Here is a 25986-nt window from a genome sequence, read left to right on the forward strand (position 1 = left end):
CGGGATAAAAGTATAGGGTTGGTATAGCATAAATGCATTCACATTTATGCTATCCTTTTATATTATGATAATACTGCCTGAACAATGGGGCATAAATAGAAAGGAATGATAGAATGGGACTAAAGGTGGCGAAATTTGGCGGATCTTCCGTTTCCGACGCCATTCAGCTGGCGAAAGTGAAGAAGATAGTAGAGTCTGACTCCGACAGAAGATATGTAGTAGTATCTGCGCCGGGGAAACGGTTTAATGAAGACAATAAAATTACGGATTTGCTTTATCTCTGCAAAGCACATATGGATCATAACGTTCCCTATGATCAGGTATTTCAGGTGATCTGCGACAGATATACGGCAATCGAAGTAAACCTTGGCTTGAATATCAACCTGCAGAAGCATTTCGATGAAATCAACCAAAACATCAGAGCCGGGGCTTCTGCCGATTACATAGCAAGCAGAGGGGAATATTTAAATGCCATCATTACCGCTGCATATTTGGGATATGATTTTGTGGATACCGCAGGCCTTGTGCAGTTTGATGAAAAGGGAAGATTTTTAAACGGAAAAACAGATGATGCTCTGAGAGAAGAGCTTGCAAAACATGAAAAAGCGGTACTGCCAGGCTTTTATGGTTCCTATCCCGACGGTACCATCAAGACCTTCTCGCGAGGCGGCTCTGATATTACCGGCGCTCTGGTAGCGCGGGCAGTAGACTCCGAAATCTATGAAAACTGGACCGATGTTTCCGGATTTTTAATGGCTGATCCAAGAATCGTGAGCCACGCTAAGCCAATCAGTACCATTTCCTATAAAGAATTAAGAGAGCTTTCTTATATGGGTGCGTCCGTATTGCATGAGGATGCTATTTACCCAGCCAGAGCGGCAGACATTCCGATTAACATCAGAAACACCAATGAACCCGAAGATCCGGGTACGATCATTACTGCGGAAGCGACCCAGAAAGAGGATACGATCATCACAGGGATTGCAGGGAACAAGGACTTTACCGTTATCGCCATTTACAAAAATATGATGAGTTCGGAACGAGGCTTTATCAAGAGAGTGCTGGGCATTCTTGAAGATTACGAGGTCCCGCTTGAGCATATGCCCAGTGGAATCGATACTATTTCCGTCGTCGTTTCCAATAAAAAACTGGACGGAAAGCTGGATGAAATCTTGGAAGAGTTCCAAAGAAAGCTGCAGCCTGACACCATGGATGTATTTGAGAACATGTCGCTGATTGCAACGGTAGGAAGCGGCATGGCCAAAAGGCCCGGCGTATCAGCTAAGTTATTTACAGCGCTATATGAAGCAGGAGTCAATATTCGTATGATTGACCAGGGCTCCAGTGAGATGAATATTATCGTAGGAGTTGAAAATAAAGACTTTGAAAATGCAATCAAGGCGATTTACCATGCATTCGTCGGAGAGTAATTTTGCAACAAAAAACAGAAGCAGGTAACCTGGGGAATACCAGATACCTGCTTTTTTTATAATTGCAGTTCAGCAAAGTCAGTTTTACATAAGTCCTATTGAATTACCTTTTCCGCAAAGGTGTTATTCACCACTTTATCATAGGGGGCTATTTTTTCCAGCTCTCCTGCCTGGGTCATAACCTCCTGGAGTTTGTTGTAGGCTTCTTCTTCAACAATGGGAGTATCCCTCCATGCTCCGATTTCCTGGTAACGTTCGGCTACCGTTGTCAGCAGCTTTACATCGGTATCAGGGAAAGAGGGGGCCACCGCTTCGGCAATCTCCGCTGCGTTATGGTTTGCAACCCACTCCTGACCGCGGTAGATGGCACGGGTGAACCTTTCGATGAGATCAGGATTTTTTTCTATAAAGCTCTTCTTGGCAAAGTATCCGGTATAGGCGATTTTACCGGCTTCTTCTCCTACGGAAGCTACAATGTATCCCTTGCCTTCCGCCTCCAGCATGGAAGCTGTGGGCTCAAACAGTGTTACGTAATCCCCTGTACCGCTCGTAAAGGCGCCTGCCATCAAAGCAAACTGGATGCTGTTGTCAAGGGTAAGATCCTGATAGGGATCCAGGCCATGATTGCGGATTACATATTCCAATGTCATGTAAGGAACTCCGCCTTTTCGGCCAGGCAAAACATTTTTGCCTTTCAGTTTATCCCAGGTAAAATTGGAATCCGGCTCCCTGCCTACAAGGAAGGAACCGTCACGCTGTGTCAGCAGCGCAAAAACCTGAGTGTGATCATCCTTGCCTTCGTTATAGACATAGATGGACGCTTCAGGACCGGCAAATCCGATGTCAATGTTGTTTGAGAGAACCGCGGACATTACCTTATCCGCTCCCTGACCATTTGTAAGCTCAATTTCAATGCCTTCCTCCTCAAAGAAGCCAAGATTTATGGCAGCATATTGGGGAGCATAGAAGATGGAATGGGTAACCTCGCATAATGTAACCTTGACTTTTTCTTCCTCTTTTGCGCAGCCGAAAAAGAGGGGGATACTAAGTAAGATGCATAATCCGACACAAATTATCTTCTTGGAAATCTTCATCCTTGCAACTCCTTATATAAAATATTTAGGTTGAGTAAGGCAACCTAGAAACCTAATGACTATACCAACGCATTGCCAACTTCTGCAGCAGCACCACACCTTCATACATCAATGCTGCGACAATGGCTAAAATGATGACACTGGACATGACAAGATCCATCTTAAATACCTGACCACCGTAGACGATCAGATAGCCCAGACCTGCCTTTGATACCAGGAACTCCCCTGCGATAACGCCAACCAGTGAAAGTCCGATATTGATCTTGAGAGAGTTAAACAGGGTGGCGATATTGTAAGGAAATACTATTTTCAGAAAGATCTGCTGCTTGGTAGCTCCGAAGGCCGAAGCCATTCGGATGTATTCCTTATCCGTATGACGAAAGCCATTTAACATTTCTAAAACAGTGACGATGAGAGAAATGGCCAGGGCCATAAAAATGATTGCTTCCGTACCGGCACCAACGATAATAATGATGACAGGTCCCAAAGCAATTTTAGGCAGACTGTTCAGTACAACCAAATAAGGTTCGCTGACCTTTGAGATAAAACTGCTCCACCAGAGAAGCACTGCCAGGGCAGTACCTGTCAGGACGCCAAGAACAAAACCAACAAGGGTTTCGTATACGGTGACCCAAACGTGGGTCATCAAATCATACTGGGCCATATTTACGAAAGTAGAACCAATACGCGAGGGCTGGCTTAAGATAAAGCTGTCAATCCACCCCAGTTGCGCCGTTAGCTCCCATATGGCAAGAAACAGCAGTAAAATACCAATCTGGCAGATCAGAACCAGCTGCTTGGTTCGCTTACGGCCTTTTAAAAAAGCTTCTCGTTCAATTGAAATCTTTGTGTTATTCATGGACACTCAACTCTTTCCAAAGATGATCGAAATATTTGCTGAATTTCGGACTGTTCCTGCAGGTAAGGGGGGTACGATGGGGAAGCTCAAAATCGATCTCCACGATCTCCTTGATCTCGGCAGGGCGCTGCGTGAGTATGATAATTTTGTCACTCATGCTGATACTTTCCGGAATATCGTGGGTAACCATAACCGTAGTGACCTTTTCCTGCTTTAGGATTCTGTAGACATCGTCCGTAACATTTAAACGTGTCTGATAATCAAGAGCTGAAAATGCTTCATCCAGTAATAAAATATCGGGATTGATAGCAAGGGTTCTGATCAATGCTGTACGCTGCCGCATACCGCCCGAGAGCTGGGAAGGATAGTTGTTACGAAACTCGTAAAGACCATAAGTTTTCAGCAATTCTTCAGCACGTGCTACGTTTTCCGGAGTTTTTATTTTCCTGATTTCCAGTCCGAACAGAACATTTTTGTAGATCGTTCTCCAATCCAACAGATTGTCTTTTTGAAGCATATAACCGATATGAGAGGAGACTCCGTTGACAAGCATACCATTGACATAAACTTCTCCGCCGGTAGGCTTCAGGAGCCCTGAGATGATAGAGAGCAGCGTAGATTTCCCGCAGCCGCTGGGACCGACGATGCTGATAAATTCGCCTTTCTCCACTGAAAAGCTGATATCCTTGATGGCTGTGGTTTCGCCGTTATCGGCCTGATATTTTTGCTCGATATTAAGTACTTTCAGTACATCCAAATAAATCACCTCGTTCTCCAGGATTCAAAACCTAGTGTATCTTATGATATTGCCGTGCAATTGGTGCTTGCGAAATAGATTGCTTCCGTACGATGCGAAAAAGGACGAAAAGCGATTTTTGATTTTTTGAAACGGCTGTGATATAATATATGTTTGCTAGGTGCAAAATCACTTGGGAAATTATAAAAGAAGAAAACAAAGCTTGATGCTTTTAAGCCTTATAACGAAAGAAGGGACAAAACAAATGGGATTAATGGAAAAAATCTTCGGGGATCTGAATGTAAAAGAAGTGAAGAAGATTGAAAAAATTGTGGATCAGGTTGAAGCACTGGATGAGCAGATGCAAAAGCTCACCGACAGTGAATTGAAAGCAAAGACAGCCGAATTTAAGGAAAGAATTGCAGGAGGGGAAACCCTTGACCAGATCCTGCCTGAAGCATTTGCAGTATGCAGGGAGGCATCTTATCGAAGCCTTGGCATGAAGCATTTCAGGGTACAGCTTATCGGCGGCGTGGTTCTCCATCAGGGCAGAATTGCTGAAATGAAAACCGGTGAAGGAAAAACACTGGTTGCAACCCTGGCGGCATACCTGAATGCTTTGGAAGGAAAAGGCGTGCACGTTGTTACGGTAAATGACTATCTGGCAAAGCGTGATATGGAATGGATGGGCAAGCTTTATACCTTCCTGGGACTCACCGTAGGCTGTGTCGTTCACGGCATTACCAATGAGGTCAGAAAAGCCGCTTATATGGCGGATATCACCTACGGAACCAATAACGAATTCGGTTTTGACTATCTAAGAGATAACATGGTGATCTATAAAGAGGATATGACGCAGAGAATCCTGAACTTTGCCGTTGTGGACGAGGTGGACAGTATCCTGATTGACGAAGCCAGAACTCCGCTTATCATTTCGGGTGCAGGCGAGAAATCTACAGATCTTTATAATATTGCCGATAAATTTGTAAGCTCCTTCCGGCTGGAAGAGGACTTCACCATGGATGAAAAGGATCGCACCGTATCTTTGACTGAAGAGGGGGTATCAAAGTGCGAAGCCTTCTTTAAGATTGAAAATTTCTCAGATCCGGAAAATATGGAAATTAATCATCACGTAATGCAGGCATTGAAGGCTCACAATCTTATGAAACGGGATGTGGATTATATTGTTAAAGACGGCGAAATTGTCATCGTAGACGAATTTACCGGCCGGCTCATGTTCGGAAGGCGGTACAGCGACGGATTGCATCAGGCCATTGAAGCCAAAGAAGGCATGAAAATCAGGCAGGAATCCAAAACGCTTGCAACCATAACCCTCCAGAATTATTTCAGAATGTATCAGAAGCTTGCAGGTATGACCGGTACTGCAAGAACGGAAGAACAGGAATTTAGAGATATCTATAACATGGATGTGGTGGAAATCCCAACCAACAAACCCATTGCAAGAAAGGACCTGGAAGATTCCATCTATGCAACGGAACGCGGGAAATTCACAGCCATTGCAGATCAGATCGAAGAGAGCCATAAAACAGGGCAGCCAGTCCTTGTAGGTACAATTTCCATTGAACGTTCTGAAGTGATCAGCTCCATTTTAAAAAGGAGAGGGATCAAACATAACGTACTGAATGCCAAACAGCATGAAAAAGAAGCAGAAATCGTTGCAGAAGCAGGACGATTTGGTGCCGTTACCATAGCAACCAATATGGCCGGACGTGGTACCGACATCATTTTAGGAGGCAATCCCGAGTTTGAAGCCAAGAGGGAGATGCGAAGACGCGGTTACGATGAAGCAGTCATTTCTTATGCCTCAAGCTTTGTGCCTCTGGAAGATCCGGAATTGATTACCGCCAGAAATGAATATCATGAACTGCATGAACAATTTAAGGCCGAACGAGCGGAAGAACAGCAAAAGGTTAAGGAAATAGGCGGCCTCCATATTATCGGTACGGAGCGGCATGAATCCCGAAGAATCGATAATCAGCTTCGGGGACGTGCAGGACGTCAGGGGGACCCAGGTTCCACCCAGTTCTTTATTTCCTTGGAAGACGAGCTGATGCGTCTCTTCGGTGGTGAAAGAATTCAGGGACTTGTAGGCAAGCTGGGAATGAATGAAGATGAACCCATCGAAGCGGGGATGCTGACAAAATCCATTGAGAATGCCCAGAAAAAGGTGGAGGGCAGAAACTTCTCCATCCGAAAATATGTGCTGCAATACGATGATGTCATGAACAAGCAAAGGGAAATCATTTACAATGAACGCAGAAGAGTGCTCTTTGGAGAGGATTTGAGAGATCACATCATGTCTATGGTAGAGGAATTGATAGATGAGAATATCGATTTCTGTACCGCAGCATCAAAATATGCGGAGGAGTGGGATCTGGCAGCGCTGGAAAATTCCCTGAAAAAAATATGCAGCACGTTCCAAGGTTTCCAGTATACGGAGCAGCATATCCAAAATCTTGATAAAGAAACTTTGAAAGAAGATGTGATGGAGCGCTTCGAAGAAGCTTACCAGGCCAAAGAAGAAGAAATCGGCATAGAAAGAATGCGTGAGCTGGAAAGAATGATTCTCATCAGAGTTGTTGATAATAAATGGATGGATCACATAGATGCCATGGATCAATTACGTCATGGTATCGGACTTCGTGCCCTGGGCCAGCAGGATCCGGCCAGAGCCTATGCAAATGAAGGTTTTGAGATGTTCGATCTCATGATCAAGAACATCAAGGAGGATACCGTAAAATTCTGTTTCAATGTTACCATACAGACCGACACGGCGAGAAAGCAGGTTATCGGGAAAGGGGAAGGCATAAAAGCCGACATTAACGATGACGGTGCGGAAAGTGCGGCTGGCTATGATGACGGAGGAGCTCCCAGCGCGGTAAAAGTTCCGGAAAGAGAAAAGAAGCAGGAAACCGTACGTAAGGGTGAAGTCATTGGAAGAAACGATCCTTGCCCATGCGGCAGCGGAAAGAAATATAAAAAGTGCTGCGGCGCGAATTCACCTGAATAAAACCATATTCATGGGGCTGAGTGAAAAATACGAACCTTTTTTGCAGCAGCTCATAAATTCATAAATAATGTATATAAGTGAAATGTAAAAAACAGCAATTTTTTTATAAAGGAGTTGAGAAAATGGTTGAACTGGATCAGATCAAGTATGAACTGACCGATATGGCAGCAAATTTAACAGAATTGGGTGAGTCCCTTTGACGTTGCCGACCTTTCGGAAAAACTGAATCAAATCAATAAAACCACGGAAGAAGACGGCTTTTGGGAGGATCATGAAGCGGCTCAGAAGCTGTTAAAGGAAAAAAAGAGTATCGAAACAAAGCTGAACGAATATCAGCAACTTAAAACCGAATTTGAGGATATCGGTATCCTCATAGACCTTGCTCTTGAGGCAGAGGATGATTCTATGATCCCCGAAATCCAACAGGCTTACGAAGAATATAAGAAAAAAGCCGAGTCCCTCAGGATCAAAACATTGCTGAACGGGGAGTATGATAATAATAACGCTATCATTTCCGTTCATGCAGGTTCCGGCGGTCTTGATGCCCAGGATTGGGCCGAAATGCTGCTCAGGATGTATACCAGATGGTCTGAGACCAAGGGGTATAAGGTTAGAATGCTGGATTGCCAGCCGGCGACTGAGGGTGGCATCAAAAGCGCGACCTTGCTTATCGAGGGTGAAAATGCCTATGGATATTTAAAAAATGAAAAAGGCGTTCACCGAATTGTCAGGATTTCTCCTTTTGATTCTTCGGGAAGAAGACATACCTCCTTCGCATCCCTGGATGTGATCCCGGAGATGGATGACAATATTACTGTTGATATCAACCCGGATGACTTGCGGATCGACACCTTCCGTTCCAGCGGCGCGGGCGGTCAGCACGTCAATAAAACGGATTCTGCCATCAGAATTACCCATATCCCTACCAACATCGTGGTTTCCTGTCAGAATGAAAGATCTCAGCATCAAAATAAGGAAACCGCTATGAAAGTGCTGATGGCAAAACTTATGGAGCTGGCTCAAGAAGAGCACAAAGCCAACCTGGATGAATTGAAGGGTGATTACAGCCAAATCACCTGGGGAAGCCAGATCAGATCCTATGTTTTTCATCCCTACTCTTTGGTAAAAGACCACAGAACCAACGCGGAGGTGGGAAACGTCTATGCGGTGATGGACGGGGATCTGGATTATTTCATCAATGAAAAACTGAAATTTAAAGGTTGATGGAAATATATCGAAAAAACAATACAAGGAGATTTTATGAATATCTTAGAAAAATTAGCCCAAGAGTTTCACCTGAAGCTTTCTCAGGTTGAAAATACAGTACAATTAATCGATGACGGAAATACCATTCCTTTTATTGCAAGATATCGAAAAGAAGTCACCGGAGCACTTTCAGACGTTACGCTTCGTGACTTGCATGAGCGATTGATCTATCTGAGAAATCTGGAGCAGCGAAAGGAAGAGGTCATCCGACTGATCGAAGAACAGGGAAAGCTCACCGAAGAGCTGCGAACGGAGATTTTAAAGGCTGAAGTACTACAGCGAGTAGAAGATTTATACAAGCCATATAAACAAAAGAAGGCAACCAGAGCCTCCAAGGCAAAGGAAAAGGGATTGGAGCCTTTGGCATTGCTAATCTGGGCTCAGGAGCTGGAAAGCGGAAGCCTTGAAGAGCTGGCACAGCCTTATTTGAGCGAAGAAAAGGGCGTGCTTACGGCTGAGGATGCTTTGCAGGGGGCTATGGATATTATCGCCGAGATGATTGCAGATGATCCTGAAATTACAGCATCTGTGAGAGAGAGAACCCAAAGAGCGGGTCTGATTTCTTCAGAGGCCGCAGACCCTGGCGAAAGTACTGTCTATGATATTTATTACGAGTTTTCCGAAGGAATTGCAAAGATCCCGGATCACAGAGTTCTTGCCATCAACAGAGGGGAAAAGGAAAAGAAACTGAAGGTGAAAGTCATCGCGCCGGTGGAAGACATCCATCAGGATGTAAAAAATGCGGTCATTTCCAACGAAAAATCCATCTTTGTTTCTGCCCTTAACAATGTGATAGAGGATGCCTATAAGAGATTGATGGCGCCTTCCATTGAAAGAGAAATGAGGAATTTACTGACAGAAAGAGCGGAAAGGGAAGCGGTAAAGGTCTTTGCAAAAAATACGGAGAAACTGCTGATGGTTCCGCCTGTAAAGGGAGCCAGAATCATAAGCATAGATCCGGGATACCGTACCGGGTGCAAAGTAGCGGTGTTAAATGAAACCGGCAAACTTTTGGCATATACCACCATCTATCCTACGGAGCCGAAAAATGATGTGGCCGGAACGGAGAGAACCCTGCTGAAGCTCATCGAAAAATACGATTCCAATGTTATTGTTATCGGAAACGGCACTGCGTCCAGGGAGACGGAAGCCATCGTATCTGATTTTATAAAGAAACATCATTTAAATGTCAGTTATACCATCGTAAATGAAGCAGGGGCATCGGTTTATTCTGCATCAAAGGTTGCCACAGAGGAATATCCGGATCTGGACGTTACCACCAGAGGTGCCATGTCCATCGGCAGAAGACTTCAGGATCCCCTTGCAGAATTGGTTAAAATATCTCCGAAGCATATCGGAGTAGGACAATATCAGCACGATATCAATCAAGGCCTCCTGGATAATGCCTTGACAAATGTTGTAGAGGATTGCGTAAACAGAGTTGGTGTGGATCTTAATACCGCATCTCCTTCCCTGCTTTCCTATATTGCAGGTATTAATGCAACTATTGCGAAGAACATCGTTGCCTATCGTGAAGAAAACGGAAGATTTCAGGATCGAAAAGAATTGATGAAAGTAGCCAAGCTCGGTGAAAAGACCTTTAACCAATGTGCGGGCTTTATGCGTATCGCTGACGGGAAAAATCCGCTGGACAGCACTTCGGTGCATCCGGAATCCTATCCTGCGGCAGAACTCATGCTAAAAAAGCTTGAGATAGACCGATCGGAGATCACAAAGGGAGGATCCAAGCAGATAGAGGATAAAATCAGCAAGATGTATCCAGTAGAAAAGAAACAGCCGAAAGGAAACGGTTCCGGACTGTCCGCTCTGGCGGTGCTTCTTGAGGATGAGAAGGATCATACGGCGACACTGAAAAAGAGTATCGAGAAGATGGCGGCAGACCTTGGAATCGGGGCTATGACCCTGGCGGATATTGTAGGCGAAATTAAAAAGCCGGCAAGAGACCCTCGTGAAGATGCACCTGCCGTAGTATTCAGAAATGACGTACTTAGTTTTGAAGACCTGAAAGTAGATATGGAACTGACCGGCACGGTAAGGAACGTGGTGGATTTTGGAGCGTTTGTTGATATCGGCGTAAAAAATGACGGCTTGGTTCATATCTCCCAGCTTAGTGATAAATATATCAAACACCCTATGGATGTGGTAAGTGTGGGAGATACGGTTAAGGTTAAAATCCTGAATATCGATTATGATAAGCAAAAGGTAGCGTTAACCATGAAGCTGCGCGGCTGATAAGAAGGGTAGCAAACCATTTCTGGAACAGCCGGATAAGAATAGAATACCTTAGGAAAGGATATCGTTAGAGGAAAAACAGAGCATGGACGGGAAAGTGAAGATCGTAACACCCCGGTATCAGCAAATTGCTGTGGATATCGCAGGGAGAATCGTAGATAAACACTATGAAGTAGGCGGCAAGGTTTATGCAAGGTCAGCTCTGGCATCGCAATACGGAGTTTCTTCGGAAACGGCCCGCAGAGCCATCAGCGTGCTCTCGGATATGAACATTGTGGATGTGACCAAGGGCAGCGGGGTTGTCATAAAATCCTATGAAAATGCCGTTAAGTTTATTAAACAATACAACGACATTCAAACATTAAATGACTTGAAACTTAATATTTTGCAAAAAGTTGAAAGTCAAATTGAAGAAAATTTGGCATTAAAAGAAGATGTAGTCAAGCTGGTGGAGAGAATTGACCGCTTTAAAAGCAGCAATCCTTTTGTTCCTTTTGAACTTATGATAACAAAGGACACACCCTATCTGAACCGTACGTCATCCGATGTGAATTTTTGGCATAATACATCGGCTACCATCATTGCCATTAAGCGCGGGGATGAGATGCTTATGTCACCGGGACCCTATGCCACCTTCTGTGAAGATGATATGATTTATTTTATCGGTGATGAATGTTCCTATGAACGTGTTCAGCATTTCATGTACCCTAAGTTCTAAATCATATAAAATTAAGAGAAAATACCCTCTGATAGAAAAGAAAATACGCTCGGAATCACAACTCCCGCAGCAGTGTAAAACACTGGCTCGGGGGTTGTTTTTATATGGTTTTCTTCCAGATTTATGGAAAGAAGAAGGAGACTTCGGTTTGACAAAAGTAACAACTCGATGTTACAATAGAATTGTTACTTTGAAAAAAGGGGTGATTGGTATGATAAAATTCGATAATGTGACAAAAAAATACGGCCAAAGTGTGGTTTTAGACAATATTAGTTTTGAAATTAAAGAAGGTGAATTTGCAGTACTGATAGGACCCAGCGGCTGCGGGAAAACGACAACGCTGAGAACGATCAATCGCTTGATAGAGCCTGATGGGGGAAAGGTTTCGATCAACGGCAAGGATATTACAAAGGTGAATCCCGTAGAACTGCGGAGGACCATCGGGTACGTGATCCAACAGATCGGACTGTTTCCAAATATGACGGTGGAGCAAAACATCTCCATTGTTCCGAAACTGCTGAAGTATCCAAAGGAACAATGCAGGGAGATCACCCGGGAATTGCTGAATCTCGTCAATATGCCATACGAAGAAAATGCACATAAATACCCATCTGAGCTTTCCGGCGGGCAGCAGCAGCGAATTGGCGTTTTGAGGGCATTGGCGGCTTCGCCGCCTATCGTGCTGATGGATGAACCTTTTGGTGCGTTAGACCCAATTACGAGAGAAACCCTGCAGGAAGAAGTAAAAAGAATTCAAAAAAAGTTAAAGAAAACCATTGTTTTTGTTACCCATGACATGGATGAGGCCCTTAAAATGGCGGATACCATCGTCTTTATGAACGGCGGAAAAATTTTGCAAATGGCTTCGCCGGAAGAGATGCTGCAAAATCCTGCGGATCCGTTAATCTCCGGGTTTATGGGAAAACATGGCGGAGCATTAAACGTAAAACTCACAGCAGGAGATTTTATGCGTACCAGAGTTCTAAAAGCGCCGCGCAGCAATCAGACATTACAGTCCGTAGAGCTGATGCGAAACAGAGATGTGAACTCATTAGTGGTTGTGAATGATGACGATACCTATGCAGGGACAGTATCCTTGGAAGCCATTAAGGCCTATGGGAAAGCGGGAAAAGAGATAGGCGAGATCATGACTGCGGAAGCCCCTGTTGTCAACCGTAATGAGGATGCTCAGGAGACTTTTGAAAAACTGTACACTTCTCCGACAGGCTATGTAATCGTTTTAAATGATGATCAAACCGTTGCCGGACTTATTACGAAGACCAGTATGGCAAAAGCCATGGGGCAGGCGTTGTGGGGGGAGATGACGTCATGAGTTTTACAGAGTTTTTGATTCAGAACCAAAAGGATATCGTGAGCAGTCTGATTCGCCATATTCAATTGGTTGGGGTTGCTGTTGCAATCGGTATGGTGGTTGCTATCCCATTGGGAATTTTTCTGACCCGACATAAAAAAGCAGCAAATGCAGTATTGGCATTTGTCGGAATGATACAAACCATTCCCGGACTTGTAATGCTGGGATTTGCATTGATTTTCCTGGGGATCGGTATCCTTCCTGCACTTGTGGTACTGGGCATTTATGCAATTCTCCCGATTTTACGCAACACATTTACCGGGATTACGGAAGTGGAGCCCAGCTATATTGAGGCAGCAAAAGGAATCGGTATGACGAAAGCACAGATTCTATATAAAGTAGAGCTTCCTCTGGCGATGCCTTCCGTGATCGGAGGTATTAGAATCTCAACGGTGTACACTGTAAGTTGGGCCACTCTGGCCGGCCTGATAGGCGCAGGAGGGCTGGGAGATTTGATTTGGACCGGTCTTTCCACTTACAATACCAATTTTATACTGGCCGGTGCCGTACCATCCGCTATTATTGCGGTCCTGTTTAGCGGGCTGATCAGCGTGGTTCAGAGGGGATTAACACCCCGTGGTTTAAAGGGGGTGAGAATATGAGCAGTATCTTTCCCCTGATTATTGAGCATTTACTTATCGTTCTTGCAGCTACTGCAATCTCTGTTGTAATTGGGGTAGGCCTCGGCATTGTTGCTTATTGGGTTCGCTACGTCGATAAACTGATTCTTTGGCTTGCCGAGGTGATACAAACGATCCCCTCTCTGGCATTGCTGGCATTGCTGATGATCCTGTTCGGACTTGGCAACGTAACGATCATTGCAGGACTTGTGCTATATGCATTGATGCCTATTATCAGAAATACCTATACCGGCTTGGAAACGGTATCGCCTCCGATCAAGGATGCGGCCAGGGGAATGGGTATGAATAAGCTTCAAAGACTGGTAAAGGTAGAGCTGCCTCTTTCATTTCCCCTGATTTTCTCAGGAATTAGAATTGCTGTGGTGAATTCATTATCAATTGCAGTTATGGGCGTTCTGATTGGGGCAGGCGGACTGGGATATCCGATTTATCGCGGAATCCAGACCCATAGTATGGAGCGCATCCTTATGGGAGCCGTTCCGGTTGTACTGATGGCACTTGTATTTGATTACTTCATGACCAAAATAGAGAGGCGGATGGTAAAAAGAGCTGCATCTGCATAATTGTGCAGTGAACTGTTTTAAATGAAAAGGAGGATATTATTATGAAATTGAAAAGGACTTTAACTGCTGCGGTTGTTTTACTGATCGTAGGGGCGGTGACCCTTACCGGATGCGGTAAGGACAATGAAATTGTAATAGGATCCAAGGATTTCGGAGAGAACGTGGTATTAGGAGAGATGTTTGCTCAATTGATAGAAACCAATACCGATTTGAAAGTAAACAGAAAGCTGAACATGGGCGGTACCTTTGTATGCTTTGAAGCCATTAAGAACGGTGATATTGATATTTATCCGGAATATACCGGAACCGGGTTAACAGCCCAATTAAAGATGGATGTCATCACGGATTCCGATGAAGCCTATCGGGTGGTTTCTGAAGAATTCGGGAAACAATTTGATATCAAATGGTTAAAGCCGCTGGGGTTCAATAATACCTATACCTTGGCAGTAACCAATGAAGTGTATGAACAATATGGTGTGGAAACTTACAGCGACCTGGCGAAAGTATCGGAAAATCTGATCTTCGGCGCCGAACATGAATTTTTTGACAGGCAGGACGGTTATGACGGCCTTGTGGCCCTTTATGGCATAAAATTTAAAAGTGATCCGAAAAAAATGAATGTGTCGCTGAAATATCAGGCTATCGGAAAAGGGGATATGGATGTTACGGACGCATTTTCTACGGACGGGCCAATCAAGCAGTACAACCTCAAGGTTCTGGAAGATGACAAAAACTTTTTCCCGCCTTATTATGCAGCACCGATTGTAAGAAATGAAACCCTGGAAAAACATCCTGAACTGGAGGATGTCTTGAATCAGCTGGCCGGGTTGATCGATGATTCAACCATGACGGATTTAAACTATAAAATTGATGTTGAAGGTAAATCCATTGAAGCTGTCGCAAAAGAATTCTTAAATGCCAAGGGACTTATCTAAAGACAGGATAAAATACCCAGCATGAAGCCCTAATAAATTTATAAGACTTATTTAAAATTAAAGTAAAATATCCTGCATAAAGACGTAAGAGAAGGAGAGAAACGATCAATGCTATTAGAAACCATTACTGATTTCATCGGTACCACGGGCATTATGAATATGGAATATAAAAATGCCATCATGATTGTGGTAGCCCTTATATTCCTATTTCTGGCCATAAAGAAAGGCTTCGAACCATTATTGCTGGTTCCCATTGCCTTTGGGATGCTGCTGTCCAATCTTCCCATGACGGGAATTTTTGAACATACGGTGACAGCCTTCGACGCTTATATTGATCCAAGCCATCCGGAAACCACAGGCGGCCTGTTCTATCTGTTTTATTCCTTTAATAAGCTTGGGATATTTCCTCCTCTTATTTTTCTGGGAATCGGCGCAATGACGGATTTTGCACCTCTTATTGCCAATCCGAAATCCCTGCTCCTTGGTGCGGCGGCACAATTTGGAATCTTTTTCACGTTTCTGGGCTCTATCCTGTTTTTCAACTTTAATGCCCAGGAAGCAGCAGCGATTGGTATTATAGGAGGAGCCGACGGCCCCACGGCCATATTTCTTACCACCAAATTAGCGCCGCACCTATTGGGAGCCATCGCGGTTGCTGCCTATTCCTACATGGCCCTGGTTCCGGTGATTCAGCCTCCTATTATGAAGGCACTGACTACAAAAAAAGAACGTGTTATTAAAATGGAGCAACTCAGAACCGTAAGCCAGAGAGAAAAAATTCTATTCCCGATTCTGGTTACTGTGGTAGTGGTTTTGATTCTGCCTGCTGCAGCACCGTTGGTGGGAATGCTGATGCTGGGTAATTTGTTCAAGGAAAGCGGAGTGACGGCCAGATTGTCGGACACTGCTTCCAATGCATTAATTAATATCGTCACGATTTTACTTGGAATATCGGTAGGAGCATCCGCACAGGGCCCAACCTTCCTGGTCCCCGCAACGATACAGATTATCGTACTTGGTATTCTGGCATTTTGCGTCGGCACTGCAGGTGGCGTACTTCTTGCCAAACTTATGAATGTGTTAACCGGCGGAAAAATCAATCCTCTTATCGGCTCTGCCGGGGTATCTGCCGTTCCTATGGCGGCAAGAGTTTCTCAAAAGGTAGGGCAACAATATAATTCTACGAACTTTTTGCTTATGCATGCCATGGGCCCCAATGTTGCAGGGGTCATTGGCTCTGCAGTAGCAGCAGGTGTTATGTTATCCATGTTTAGTGGATACTAAATGATTACTTTAATTATTTAGGTCTCTAAAATCATTTTTATGAAGGAAGCAGGTTTCTTTGTTGTGCTGGCAAGGAAGCCTGCTTCCTTTTTGCTGTATGCAAATTTTCTTGCAGTATAAATCATATATTGACAAGAGAAAATCCAAAGCGTAAAATATGGAATTGAGAAGAGAAAACGGACTAATAATTAAGGACTATACATATCTATTGCGGAATTTTTATTACTATATTTAAAATAGTCCGGAAAAATTACATTGCAATCTCGTCTGCAATGCCTTGAAGTTTAATAATTTCGGCATATCGGCATAAGATGGGGACAGCAACCAATACTAACCATATTGTGAGCTTATTTTTAAGGAGGATTGAAATGATTATCGGAGTACCAAAAGAAATCAAAAATAATGAAAACAGAGTAGGAATGACACCCGGCGGAGCAAAGGCCTATATCAGAAAAGGGCATAAGGTTTTAGTCGAGACACACGCCGGCGAAGGCAGCGGATTTACAGATGAAGAATATAAAAGCGTCGGCTGTGAGATTTATACCGATGTAACAAAACTCTTTGCAGATGCGGAAATGATCGTGAAAGTAAAAGAACCATTGGCATCTGAATATGGGCTTTTTAAAGAAGGTCAAATCCTATACACCTATCTTCATCTTGCACCGGCTCCCGAATTGACAGAAGCCCTTTTAAAAGCTAAGGTAAAGGGCGTTGCTTTTGAAACCGTTCAGCTTCCAAGCGGAGAGCTTCCGCTGCTGACACCGATGAGTGAAGTGGCCGGAAGAATGTCCATTCAGGTTGGAGCAACTCTGCTTCAGAAATACAATGGCGGTCTCGGCGTATTGCTAGGAGGCGTACCGGGTGTTGCACCTGCGGAAGTTGTGATTATTGGCGGAGGAAAAGTAGGAACCAATGCTGCAAAGATGGCAGTCGGCATGGGTGCAAGAGTCACGATTCTGGATATGAGCCTTAGCAGACTGGCTTACCTGGATGATATTTTCAACGGAAGAGTCACAACACTGGTATCAAACGAATACAATCTTGAAGATTCCGCAAAGAAGGCTGATTTACTGGTAGGCTGTGTGTTGGTACCGGGAAGTGCAGCTCCGAAGGTTGTCAGCGAGGATATGGTAAAGCAAATGAAGAAGGGTTCCGTTATCGTAGACGTAGCCATTGACCAGGGGGGATCCATCGCTACCATCGACAGAGTGACAACTCACGATAATCCTTCCTATGAGAGCCATGGAGTGGTTCATTATTCTGTGGCCAACATGCCCGGAGCGGTTCCAAGAACCTCAACCATTGCACTGGAAGGCTCCACACTTCCTTACGGTTTGCAGCTAGCTGACAAGGGATTGGAGCAGGCAGTTCTGGATAATCCGGCACTGATGAAGGGCTTGAATGTTTATGAAGGCTTCGTAACTTATAAAGGTGTGGCAGACAGCTTAGAGTTACCTTATGTTGATCCATATACTTTAATTAAATAATAGCTTGTAACAATCACAAAGCATTTTTTCTCCGCATTTTCCCCTGGAGAAGAAGTGCTTTGTTTTTTTGTCCACCTTCCGATCCGCTTGACAGAGCGATTCTTTTGCGGGTGCTTCGCGGATCCTGTTCCAACCGGTTTGATTCGGTCCTGTAAAGCCCCAATTCCTGCCAATATATTCATTGACACCTTTTTCATCCTATTATAAACTGATTTCATAACTCTGTTAGAAAGAGGTCCTCTATGAATTTATTTTCGGCGATTTCAATTATTGCGAGTGTTGTTTACTTATATATAGGTTTTTATGGCTTTCAGCTGGAAAAGAGAAATAGAATACATATTTTGTTTTTGTTGTTTTGCCTGGGTATGGCCGTATGGTCCTTCGCCTATGCCTTTGTTTATCTTGACGATGAACAGAAGTACATATGGATGAAGATCTCGGCTCTGGGTTGGTGTACCTTCAGCTCCTTTGTTTTGCATCTGGTCCTGGTATTTACGGAAAATAAGCTGTCGAAAAACTTATTGCCGCAGATCGCACTCTACGTTCCCAGTGCTGTTTTTTTCTATATCAGCGTGGTTCTTTATCAAGGGGGAACCATGCCGTCCAGGGCCGTTGAGAAATTTTTTTATGTCGGCGACTTTGTTTACCATTCTGCCTTTCTCCTGACGAGCATTGTGTTGATGCTGATATGGGGGCTTAGATCCAACCAGATCAGAAAGAGGAAGCAGGCTAAAATCATAGTGGCAGCAAGTCTGACTCCGTTCACCTTAAACCTGATCACACAAACTTTATTGCCTGCCATCGGCATCAATTTTTTCCCGCGCATGGGACAAATCTACACGCTGATTTTAATTTTTGCCGTCTATTACGCCATGATAAAATATCGGCTGTTTGCCATCAATCCGAAGGTTCTTGTAGAAGAGCTCCTGCAGGAAATGATGGATCTGGTTATTCTGGTTTCGCCCGAAGGAAGAATTGTACAGGTGAATGACAGTGCCGAGAGATTACTTGGCTACTCGAAAAGCGAGCTGAAAGATCAGCCCCTTTCCTGCCTCCTGGATACGGAAACAACGGAAGAGATTCTAAAGTACCATCAAAAATCCGGAATTCATCGCTTCTATGAAAAAAGCTGCAGGAAGAAGACGGAGGGGCAGGTGCCAGTGAATTTATCCTGCTCTTTTCTCATCGATCCTGTGATAAAGGATACTCTTGGCATTATCATTCTTGGGCAGGATATTTCTCTGCTGAAAAAACTTGAGCAGGAAATAAAGGAACATAAGATGGCTGAAGAATACATATTATTCATGGCAGATCATGACAGCTTGACAGGGCTGCCGAACAGGAAGCACTATTATCAGGCTTTACGCCGGTTTTTGGAGAAGGGGGCCGAAACAAAGACTCAATTTGCCGTCCTCTTTTTAGACTTGGACAACCTAAAAGAAATCAACGATACCTACGGCCATGAAGCAGGAGATATCCTGCTCCGCAAAGTGGGCAACCGAATGAAGGCGTCCATTACGGAAAAAGATTTGGCAGCCAGAATTGGCGGTGATGAATTTACTCTTTTGCTGGCAGATATACAGAACAAAGAAGAGGCAACCCTGGCAGCAGACAAGCTCCTTGAAAGAATCAATCAGCCTATCACCATTTATGGAAATACCGTTTCAGTCAGTGCCAGCATCGGAATCAGTATCTATCCTGAGGATGGAGAAAATGCGGACCTTCTGGTGAAAAAAGCGGATCACCAGATGTATATTGCGAAAAAACAGAAGAAGAACATGACGGCGGAAAGTCCGGACCGGAAATTTGCTTTCAGATCCATTCGGTGATAGAATAGAAGAAAGCATAAGAAGGAGAATTGTAGATATGGCGAAATTGAACACAGTACTTTTTGACTTTGATGGTACTGTAATGGACACAAACAATGTAATCATCCAATCCTGGCAGCATACCTTCCAAACGGTGGAGGGAAAGGAGCGAACACAGGAAGAGATTGTAAAAACCTTTGGGGAGCCCCTCTTTATCACCATGGAAAGAGTACTTCCTCAGATTCCGGTAGAAGAAGGGGTATCCATCTATAGAGGTTACCACTATGATCATTTCAGTGAATTGATCAGTATTTTTCCCGGTATGCTGGAGTTACTGCAGGAACTGAAAACGAGAAATTTCAAAGTTGGCCTGGTTACTTCAAGACTGAAGCAGACGACCGAAATCGGTTTGAAGAAATATGATATGGAACAATATTTTGATACCATTGTCACCTGTGAAGATTGTGAAAAACATAAGCCGGACCCGGAACCCGTGCTCATCGCCCTGGAGAGATTGGGTTCAAAGCCGGAAGAGACCGTCATGCTGGGAGACAGCATGTTTGATATTCTCTGTGCCAGAAGTGCCGGGGTAAAGGCTGCTCTTGTGGGATGGGCTCTCGCAGTAAGCGAAGAGGATAAGGCAGGGGCTGACGCACCGGATCTGATCATAGAAACAGCGGAAGAACTTCTGAACTTCCTGGAGCAATAGACGTTAGAAATCCATGACGATGTGGAAGGACACATCGTCTTTTGTATTATTACAACCACGGAAGAATATTCTGTTTCCGTCATAGGCTTTTTCTACGGTAAACGCATCACCGTCCCGAAGCTCGGATGAGAAGTAGATGTCCATTCTTTTTAAATTTATTAAATCTTCCTGTTCCTTGGAAGTAAAGGAATCGTAGGCAAATTCCACATAACGGCAATTGTTTACGTGACCCAGGCAGTCAATATGGCTGGGATGGACTCTTCGCTTTTCCGTAGGGGTATAGTCACGTTCGTCCTTCAAGCTGGGACTGGCCTCTGTCATAAAGAATTCATGGGGTTCGGGCATCCTGAAAGGCGCTTCTTTCTTCCGGTACACGGTGCGCTTTTCTATATCCAATAGTACGGAATGGCTGGAACCCTTGAATATCACTTTGCCTTCCCGGTTTTTAAATACCAGCTCACGCCGGAAATAGGGGCCGCGATGCTGGGAATACCAGGTGCTGCCATAAAGCATCATGCCGCTGGTAATGGGAGCTTCTATTTCCACCGACATAGAAATCAAAGCCCAGGCCATGCCGTATTTCATGGTGGTTTCCACATTTGCACTGAAATCCGTCAGGTGGCGCTCTATCATTTGCTCGAATAGAGTCTGGTAGGCATAGGGCTTTAACTGGAGATATTGGTTAAACAAAGAGACCGTAGCCTCCAATTCATAAGTACAATCTTTTTCCGCTTTCATTTTTGTCCTCTGTTTCTGCTAAATTGGGATTCTGCTTCATGGTAACCGATTTGACAAATCGTACCGTTCAGTACCATATTACCACTATTTGACTGAAATGAAAAGTCGGTGAAAGATATGCTTTTAAGCTAAATGAGAAGCCGGTGAAAGATATGCTTTTAAACTGAATAAAAAGCGATGCAGGGTATGCTTTTAAGCTGAATGAAAAGCGAACAGGATATGCTTTTAAAAAGACCCGGAATGGGTAGAATATAAGTCGATCTATGGATGCAGGAATCAAAGGATACATATACTGGTTCTAAAGATTCAATTAACTTTGTTTGGAGGGATAACATTGAAAATTTTAATGATTGGAACAGGCGGCGTCGGAGAGGCGGCGGCAGTGATCGCAAGCAAGAGGGATCCTAAGGGGTCCTGGCTTGAACTGATGGTACTTGCCAACAGAACTTTGGAAAGAGCGCAGAAGGTGTCTGCCAGGATCGGAGACCCAAGATTCCCGGCGGAACAGGTTGATGGCAGAAACCGGGAGGAAGTAAAGGCGCTGATTGATAAATATCAGGTAGACCTTTTGTTTAATGCCTGTGATCCAAGCCTGAATGAGAGTCTTTTTGATGTTGCATACGAATGCAATATTCACTATATGGACATGGCGCTGAGTCTGGCGGTGCCCCATCCGACGGATCCGTACAACAAAACGAACATCAAGATGGGTGACTACCAGTTTGCAAAGCATGAAGACTGGGAAAAGAAAGGCTTGCTGGCCCTTGTAGGCATCGGAATCGATCCGGGAGCGGTGAATGTCTTTGCCAGGTATGCGCAAAAGCATTTCTTTGATGAAATTGATGAAATCAGTATAAAAGACGGCGGCAATTTAACGGCGGAAGGTTATGATATTACTTTTGGATTTTCCATTTGGACTACCATTGATGAATGCCTGAACCCGCCTTATAAGTGGGAAAAAGACAAAGGAATCTATACGGTGGAACCTTTTTCAGAACCGGAGCTGTTTACCTTCCCTGACGGTATCGGGGAGCAGGAGCTGGTAAACGTAGAGCATGAAGAAATGGTAATGCTGCCCAGATATATGGGAGATGCGGCTAAGAAGATGAGCTTTAAATACGGACTGGGATCTGATTTTATTACCATGCTGAAAAATCTTCGTGCCTTAGGCCTTGACGATAAGCATGGAACGGTTAAGGGCACAAATCTTTCTCCAAGGGACGTGGTCAGTATGGTAGCTCCAAACCCGGTAGATGTTGCTGATAAAATCAAAGGCAAATGCTGTGTGGGTACCCAGGTAACCGGGAAAAAAGACGGACTGGAACGAAAAGTATTTATCTACCAGACCACGGATAATGAAGAAATTATGGCTAGAATCGGTTCTGGCTGTGTTGTGGGCCAAACGGCCTTTAACCCCATAATGGCTCTTGAATTACTGGCCAAGGGAGTCTGGAGCGGAAAAGGGGTTTTGGGGCCTGAATGCTTTGATCCCGACCCTTACATCAAACTGTCCGATGAGTACGACTATTACATGGGCGTAATGGAGATGGAATCGGAATACAAGAAAATGCTGGACAAGAAAGCTTTGCTTTCCTCTATGGCGTAATCGATAAATTCGCTTATTAATGAGACAGGAAGAGCAAGTGAGTACTTGCAATGCCGTATCAAGTAAGCTACATTGAAAGCAGCAGAGTACCGGGGGTGCTTTGCTGAACTTCATCTCGCTTAGCAAAGAAACGTCTCCTGGTAAATTGTCAGAGCTATGCTCGAAAATTTAAAATCGTTTGGAGGCGAAATTTTGAAAATTTTATTGGTAGGAACAGGCGGCGTAGGAGAAGCAGCGGCGGTGATTGCAAGTCAGAGAGATCTGGAGGGTCGCTGGCTTGAGAAGATGGTGCTTTCCGATTACAATCCGGATCGAGCAGGGGAAGTATCCGAAAAAATCGGCGACGTCAGATTTCCGGCAGAAAAGGTTGATGCGAGAAATCCGGATGAGGTAAAATCCTTAATTGAGAAATATCAGATTGATCTTTTGTTTAACGCCTGCGACCCAAGCTTTAACGAAACTCTCTTTGATACGGCTTATGAATACGGCATTCATTATATGGATATGGCGCTGACTCTGTCGGTTCCACACCCGACGGACCCCTATCATAAGACGAACATTAAGATGGGAGATTACCAGTTTGCAAAGCATGAAGACTGGGTAAACAGCGGAAAGCTTGCTCTTGTTGGGATAGGGATGGACCCGGGAGCGGTGAATGTCTTTGCGCGGTATGCGCAGAAGCATTATTTTGATGAAATTGACGAAATCAGCATTAAAGACGGCGGAAATCTTACTGCAGAGGGATATGATATCACCTTTGGGTTTTCCATTTGGACCACCATCGACGAATGTTTGAATCCACCCTTTAAGTGGGAAAAAGAAAAAGGGATTTATACGGTAGAACCTTTTTCCGAGCCCGAACTGTTTACCTTTCCGGATGGTATCGGCGAGCAGGAACTTGTGAATGTTGAGCATGAAGAAATGGTCATGCTGCCAAGATTCATGGGAGATGCGGCAAAGAAAATGAGCTTTAAGTATGGCCTGGGCGCTGATTTTATAACCATGCTGAAAAATATCAAAGCCCTGCGCTTAGACGATAAACATTCAAAAATAAAAGGTACCCGGCTCTCACCGAGAGACGTGGTAGGAATGGTAGCTCCGAGTCCTGTGGAGGTTGCCGCCAGTCTAAAAGGAAAATGCTGTGTAGGTACTCAGGTAACCGGTAAAAAAGACGGACTTGAGAGAAAGATTTTTATCTATCAGACTACGGACAACGAAGAAATCATGAAACGCATCGGCTGTGGCTGCGTTGTGGGCCAGACGGCCTATAATCCTGTGATAGCCATGGAACTGCTTGCAACAGGAGTTTGGCAGGGATGCGGTGTTTTGGGACCTGAATGCTTCGATCCGGATCCGTTTATCAGGCTTGCCGATGAATATAATTTCTACATGGGAATGATGGAGATGGAATCGGAATACAAGAAAATGCTGGACAAGAAAGCGCTGCTGAATGTTTGATGGAGTAAATTTTTAACAAATAAGAGAACGGTAGTTTTCAAAATATATGATAAAAAGTTTGAATGGGGCTGTCGCACCAGCATTTAGTGCGGCAGCCCCATTTTTAAATAGATCTATTTATAAAAAACCCCTTCTTTGTACTTGTTCAGGTCTATCTGTACTGTTGGCAGCCTTATATTCCATGGCTGACCCACGCTCATTCAAATTGAACCTTGACACCCCTGAATTCAATCCAGTCAATCTGGGAGATATCCAGTATTTCCTGGAAGTTGTAGGTTTTCGTCATGGCATCATTTTCAACGGAGCATCCCGTACTTCTTGTCTTGCTTATCGTCCTTCCGTCTTTCATTCCAATGGTCAGGTCATCCTGGCTCAGATCATCCGAAAGATCGCCCTCGCTGGATAGGGGAGGCGGAGTCCGATCAAACTCGCGGACGCTTTTCCCTTTTACCGAAACCGTGGCTGACAAGGGTGAGATGCTGATGCTTTCGAAAGTGGATTTCCCCTTAAAAATATCCACATCCTTTCCCACCGTAATGGTTTGTGATAAATCCTTATAGTCCAGAGTAAAGTCAACCTTCCATTGTCCATCCACCAGAGGCAGCCATGTCCCGTCCTGCGTCTCTTCATCCCAATGATAAGTGGTGAAATTCTCAAAGGTCAGGCTTGCCGGCTTTCCGATAAGGTCCTCGTTTACATTGGCTGACAGCACCAGGCTGATTTTATTGTCTTTCGTATTGCCGTCGGGAAGCTGATCAAAGCTCCATCCCATGGAATTTGCCCCCTCAACAAACAGCCGTTCCAAATCAAAGCGGTATTGTTCTCTATTTAGAATCATCCCCTCAGGAGCGATGACATCAAAAAGAACATAAAAGGAATATTGGTCACCGATGATCTCTTTCACATCAATGGTAAGGCCGTTATTTGTCACTTGTTTATGGATCGGTACGCCGGAAGAATTTAAAACCTTTGTCTGTTCGTCTCCTCTCGTGCCCAGATAGCTGAGGAATTTTTCATCCAGCTGGTAGTAGTAAGCGGCAAAAGATATGGTGAACATAGCCATTACCAGGATGCCTGCCAGGAGCAGGGAACGGAATCTGCGCCTTGGCAGAAGGGCTCTTGACCTTTCTGGCTCCGATCCGGCGTATTGCGCCATCTTTTCCCTGATCCCATCGGACTCCGATTCGGCGTATTCCGTCATCTTTTCCCTGATCCCCGCTTTTACCAGTGTTTTTTCGAGGATGCGGGCTTTCTCGTCTTCCGACAAAGGAAGGCTTTCTATTTCCACAGCCTCATGAATATCGTAAATTCGAAGCATGTCATCGATTCTTTTCATATAATGATACCCCTTTCGATTAGATGATCCTTAAGCCTCTGTCTCCCTCGATAAAGCTTATTTTCCACCGTTTTATTATCCAAGGAAAGCTTGAAAGCGATTTCCGAAATTTTTTTGAAAAAATAATAACGATAAATAAATATTTCCTTATCCGGGGAAGGCATTTCATCGATGGTTTGCCGAATGATTTCTTTATTGATTGTTTTTGCCGTTTCTTCCTCGTAGTTTACTTCAATATCCAGCTCGATTTCTTCTATCGGCAAAAGATCCTCCGACTTCTGCATTTTTCTCCGGTAGTCTAAAGCAGTATGCCTGGCAATACCATACAGGTAACTTTTCAGCGGAATCCCGCGATTGGGATCAAACTGCTCAATGTTCTTCCATAGCTTGCAGAAGATGTCCGAAATACATTCCTCGATTTCTTCCGGCCTGTTTCCGATAATTTTTATCGTGATCCACTTCACAGCACCTCCGTACTTCTCGATGGCCTCTGCCAACCCCTTGGACGGAGAGCTCTTCAACAGATCTATTAATTGCTGATCATCCATTCTATACTCCCTTTCTTAGTCCGATCAATTTACGATGTAAATTGACGACGGATTTCTGCTGCTTTTTTGTAAGACGTCTACATATATACTTTCGTATGTGGATACGGAAATCAC

At 44.3% G+C, this 25986-nt stretch carries 21 protein-coding genes; 15 read left to right on the forward strand and 6 right to left on the reverse strand.

Going from position 1 to position 25986, the window contains the following annotated elements:
• Positions 1 to 113 precede the first annotated feature (113 nt).
• Positions 114 to 1430, forward strand: a complete 1317-nt coding sequence (locus KCX82_RS08935; protein WP_227018121.1) for an aspartate kinase — start codon at positions 114 to 116, stop codon at positions 1428 to 1430.
• Positions 1431 to 1525: 95 nt separating this feature from the next.
• Here KCX82_RS08935 and KCX82_RS08940 read toward each other — a convergent pair whose 3' ends face one another.
• Genes KCX82_RS08940 through KCX82_RS08950 form a run of 3 tightly spaced genes read right to left on the reverse strand, consistent with a single transcriptional unit; the run spans position 1526 to position 4149 of the window.
• The gene (locus tag KCX82_RS08940) at positions 1526 to 2524 is read right to left on the reverse strand and encodes an ABC transporter substrate-binding protein (protein ID WP_227018122.1); all 999 of its coding nucleotides are present in this window, start codon (positions 2522 to 2524) and stop codon (positions 1526 to 1528) included.
• Between the two features lie 52 nt (positions 2525 to 2576).
• Positions 2577 to 3383: an ABC transporter permease gene (locus KCX82_RS08945; RefSeq protein ID WP_227018123.1), complete on the reverse strand. Its 807-nt coding sequence runs from the start codon at positions 3381 to 3383 to the stop codon at positions 2577 to 2579.
• Positions 3376 to 4149, reverse strand: coding sequence for an ABC transporter ATP-binding protein (locus tag KCX82_RS08950; protein WP_465250643.1), 774 nt, complete (start codon positions 4147 to 4149; stop codon positions 3376 to 3378). Before KCX82_RS08950 ends, KCX82_RS08945 begins: the two co-directional genes overlap by 8 nt.
• A 235-nt stretch (positions 4150 to 4384) precedes the next feature.
• On the opposite strand from KCX82_RS08950, the gene secA reads away from it, so the two are divergent.
• The 12 genes from secA to KCX82_RS09010 all read left to right on the forward strand — a co-directional run bounded on the left by secA (position 4385) and on the right by KCX82_RS09010 (position 20186).
• The gene (gene secA, locus KCX82_RS08955; RefSeq protein WP_227018124.1) at positions 4385 to 7150 is read left to right on the forward strand and encodes a preprotein translocase subunit SecA; all 2766 of its coding nucleotides are present in this window, start codon (positions 4385 to 4387) and stop codon (positions 7148 to 7150) included.
• A 122-nt stretch (positions 7151 to 7272) separates the two neighbouring features.
• Positions 7273 to 8374 (forward strand): peptide chain release factor 2 gene (gene prfB / locus KCX82_RS08960; RefSeq protein ID WP_227018125.1). Its coding sequence is split into 2 segments (ribosomal slippage): positions 7273 to 7347 and positions 7349 to 8374, totalling 1101 coding nucleotides; the frame shifts between segments, so codons are not numbered across the junction.
• Between the two features lie 36 nt (positions 8375 to 8410).
• Complete coding sequence (locus tag KCX82_RS08965) at positions 8411 to 10669, forward strand: Tex family protein (protein WP_227018126.1); 2259 nt, start codon at positions 8411 to 8413, stop codon at positions 10667 to 10669.
• An 85-nt stretch (positions 10670 to 10754) separates the two neighbouring features.
• The gene (locus tag KCX82_RS08970; RefSeq protein ID WP_227018127.1) at positions 10755 to 11387 is read left to right on the forward strand and encodes a GntR family transcriptional regulator; all 633 of its coding nucleotides are present in this window, start codon (positions 10755 to 10757) and stop codon (positions 11385 to 11387) included.
• A gap of 148 nt (positions 11388 to 11535) precedes the next feature.
• A complete protein-coding gene (locus KCX82_RS08975) occupies positions 11536 to 12720 on the forward strand; it encodes an ABC transporter ATP-binding protein (RefSeq protein ID WP_319633340.1) in 1185 nt (394 codons plus the stop codon).
• Positions 12717 to 13361, forward strand: coding sequence for an ABC transporter permease (locus KCX82_RS08980; RefSeq protein WP_227018128.1), 645 nt, complete (start codon positions 12717 to 12719; stop codon positions 13359 to 13361). Before KCX82_RS08975 ends, KCX82_RS08980 begins: the two co-directional genes overlap by 4 nt.
• Positions 13358 to 13963: an ABC transporter permease gene (locus KCX82_RS08985; protein WP_227018129.1), complete on the forward strand. Its 606-nt coding sequence runs from the start codon at positions 13358 to 13360 to the stop codon at positions 13961 to 13963. Before KCX82_RS08980 ends, KCX82_RS08985 begins: the two co-directional genes overlap by 4 nt.
• 41 nt (positions 13964 to 14004) lie before the next feature.
• On the forward strand, positions 14005 to 14898 hold the full coding sequence (locus tag KCX82_RS08990) for a glycine betaine ABC transporter substrate-binding protein (protein ID WP_227018130.1): 894 nt from the start codon (positions 14005 to 14007) through the stop codon (positions 14896 to 14898).
• A 108-nt stretch (positions 14899 to 15006) separates the two neighbouring features.
• Positions 15007 to 16182, forward strand: a complete 1176-nt coding sequence (locus tag KCX82_RS08995; protein WP_227018131.1) for a sodium ion-translocating decarboxylase subunit beta — start codon at positions 15007 to 15009, stop codon at positions 16180 to 16182.
• 368 nt (positions 16183 to 16550) lie between these two features.
• Positions 16551 to 17669, forward strand: a complete 1119-nt coding sequence (gene ald / locus KCX82_RS09000) for an alanine dehydrogenase (protein ID WP_227018132.1) — start codon at positions 16551 to 16553, stop codon at positions 17667 to 17669.
• Positions 17670 to 17911: 242 nt separating this feature from the next.
• Positions 17912 to 19498, forward strand: coding sequence for a diguanylate cyclase domain-containing protein (locus KCX82_RS09005; protein WP_227018133.1), 1587 nt, complete (start codon positions 17912 to 17914; stop codon positions 19496 to 19498).
• 37 nt (positions 19499 to 19535) lie between these two features.
• Positions 19536 to 20186, forward strand: a complete 651-nt coding sequence (locus tag KCX82_RS09010; protein ID WP_227018134.1) for an HAD-IA family hydrolase — start codon at positions 19536 to 19538, stop codon at positions 20184 to 20186.
• Positions 20187 to 20189: 3 nt separating this feature from the next.
• Here KCX82_RS09010 and KCX82_RS09015 read toward each other — a convergent pair whose 3' ends face one another.
• On the reverse strand, positions 20190 to 20924 hold the full coding sequence (locus KCX82_RS09015; RefSeq protein ID WP_227018135.1) for an acyl-ACP thioesterase domain-containing protein: 735 nt from the start codon (positions 20922 to 20924) through the stop codon (positions 20190 to 20192).
• A 334-nt stretch (positions 20925 to 21258) separates the two neighbouring features.
• Between KCX82_RS09015 and KCX82_RS09020 the strand changes: the two genes are divergently transcribed.
• Together KCX82_RS09020 and KCX82_RS09025 are read left to right on the forward strand one after the other, a co-directional pair.
• The gene (locus tag KCX82_RS09020) at positions 21259 to 22530 is read left to right on the forward strand and encodes a saccharopine dehydrogenase family protein (protein WP_227018136.1); all 1272 of its coding nucleotides are present in this window, start codon (positions 21259 to 21261) and stop codon (positions 22528 to 22530) included.
• Between the two features lie 192 nt (positions 22531 to 22722).
• Positions 22723 to 23988: a saccharopine dehydrogenase family protein gene (locus KCX82_RS09025; protein ID WP_227018137.1), complete on the forward strand. Its 1266-nt coding sequence runs from the start codon at positions 22723 to 22725 to the stop codon at positions 23986 to 23988.
• Between the two features lie 196 nt (positions 23989 to 24184).
• Here KCX82_RS09025 and KCX82_RS09030 read toward each other — a convergent pair whose 3' ends face one another.
• Both KCX82_RS09030 and KCX82_RS09035 read right to left on the reverse strand, forming a co-directional pair.
• The gene (locus KCX82_RS09030; protein ID WP_227018138.1) at positions 24185 to 25324 is read right to left on the reverse strand and encodes a DUF4179 domain-containing protein; all 1140 of its coding nucleotides are present in this window, start codon (positions 25322 to 25324) and stop codon (positions 24185 to 24187) included.
• On the reverse strand, positions 25321 to 25872 hold the full coding sequence (locus KCX82_RS09035; protein ID WP_227018139.1) for an RNA polymerase sigma factor: 552 nt from the start codon (positions 25870 to 25872) through the stop codon (positions 25321 to 25323). The genes KCX82_RS09030 and KCX82_RS09035 overlap by 4 nt, the downstream gene beginning before the upstream one ends.
• Positions 25873 to 25986 lie beyond the last annotated feature (114 nt).

It is taken from the genome of Sinanaerobacter chloroacetimidivorans, from assembly GCF_018128545.1.
Classification (GTDB): domain Bacteria; phylum Bacillota; class Clostridia; order Peptostreptococcales; family Anaerovoracaceae; genus Sinanaerobacter; species Sinanaerobacter chloroacetimidivorans.

Bases quoted from the DNA above. Each gene is read 5' to 3' on its own strand.
- KCX82_RS08935 (WP_227018121.1), top strand. From the start codon at position 114: ATGGGACTAAAGGTGGCGAAATTTGGCGGATCTTCCGTTTCCGACGCC.
- KCX82_RS08980 (WP_227018128.1), top strand. From the start codon at position 12,717: ATGAGTTTTACAGAGTTTTTGATTCAGAACCAAAAGGATATCGTGAGC.
- KCX82_RS08985 (WP_227018129.1), top strand. From the start codon at position 13,358: ATGAGCAGTATCTTTCCCCTGATTATTGAGCATTTACTTATCGTTCTT.
- KCX82_RS09035 (WP_227018139.1), bottom strand. From the start codon at position 25,872: ATGGATGATCAGCAATTAATAGATCTGTTGAAGAGCTCTCCGTCCAAG.
- KCX82_RS08990 (WP_227018130.1), top strand. From the start codon at position 14,005: ATGAAATTGAAAAGGACTTTAACTGCTGCGGTTGTTTTACTGATCGTA.
- KCX82_RS08995 (WP_227018131.1), top strand. From the start codon at position 15,007: ATGCTATTAGAAACCATTACTGATTTCATCGGTACCACGGGCATTATG.
- KCX82_RS09010 (WP_227018134.1), top strand. From the start codon at position 19,536: ATGGCGAAATTGAACACAGTACTTTTTGACTTTGATGGTACTGTAATG.
- KCX82_RS09015 (WP_227018135.1), bottom strand. From the start codon at position 20,924: ATGAAAGCGGAAAAAGATTGTACTTATGAATTGGAGGCTACGGTCTCT.
- KCX82_RS08970 (WP_227018127.1), top strand. From the start codon at position 10,755: ATGGACGGGAAAGTGAAGATCGTAACACCCCGGTATCAGCAAATTGCT.
- KCX82_RS08940 (WP_227018122.1), bottom strand. From the start codon at position 2,524: ATGAAGATTTCCAAGAAGATAATTTGTGTCGGATTATGCATCTTACTT.
- KCX82_RS09030 (WP_227018138.1), bottom strand. From the start codon at position 25,324: ATGAAAAGAATCGATGACATGCTTCGAATTTACGATATTCATGAGGCT.
- KCX82_RS09005 (WP_227018133.1), top strand. From the start codon at position 17,912: ATGAATTTATTTTCGGCGATTTCAATTATTGCGAGTGTTGTTTACTTA.
- secA (WP_227018124.1), top strand. From the start codon at position 4,385: ATGGGATTAATGGAAAAAATCTTCGGGGATCTGAATGTAAAAGAAGTG.
- ald (WP_227018132.1), top strand. From the start codon at position 16,551: ATGATTATCGGAGTACCAAAAGAAATCAAAAATAATGAAAACAGAGTA.
- KCX82_RS08965 (WP_227018126.1), top strand. From the start codon at position 8,411: ATGAATATCTTAGAAAAATTAGCCCAAGAGTTTCACCTGAAGCTTTCT.
- KCX82_RS08945 (WP_227018123.1), bottom strand. From the start codon at position 3,383: ATGAATAACACAAAGATTTCAATTGAACGAGAAGCTTTTTTAAAAGGC.